Origin of the sequence: Paraburkholderia sp. SIMBA_054, assembly GCF_046534875.1 — a bacterium.
In the GTDB taxonomy this organism is placed as follows: Bacteria; Pseudomonadota; Gammaproteobacteria; order Burkholderiales; family Burkholderiaceae; genus Paraburkholderia; species Paraburkholderia hospita.
This window is the reverse complement of sequence record NZ_JAWRXV010000568.1, coordinates 1-287: the sequence shown is the minus strand read 5'-3', so window position 1 is coordinate 287 and position 287 is coordinate 1. Positions and strand designations below refer to the sequence as shown.

Annotated in this window: 1 protein-coding gene; it reads left to right on the top strand. The window is 38.3% G+C overall.

Annotation, left to right across the window (positions count from 1 at the left end):
- Positions 1 to 287, top strand: a 287-nt coding sequence (locus SB822_RS56370; protein WP_410859013.1) for a DUF6923 family protein, incomplete at both ends; no start/stop codon positions are given.

Below are 287 nucleotides of genomic sequence, written 5' to 3'. Positions count from 1 at the left end.
CTATAATGCACTCGGATTTAGTGTTTTAGATAATACTCTTTGGGCCGGCGGCACGCCAGTACCAGGGAGTATCGCACGTATTAATACAGAATTAACTACCACTATTTTTGCAATCCCTAATCTTCCAGCAACAGGATTTTTAGTAGGAGACGTTGATTTAAATGGGCATCTATATATATATTCTCCAAATACCACCAATAGGTTTTATGTTGTAGATGTTAATCTAGCCTCTCCAACATATTTACAATTAGTAGACCCAGCAACCGGATTTACTTTAGATACGGCTC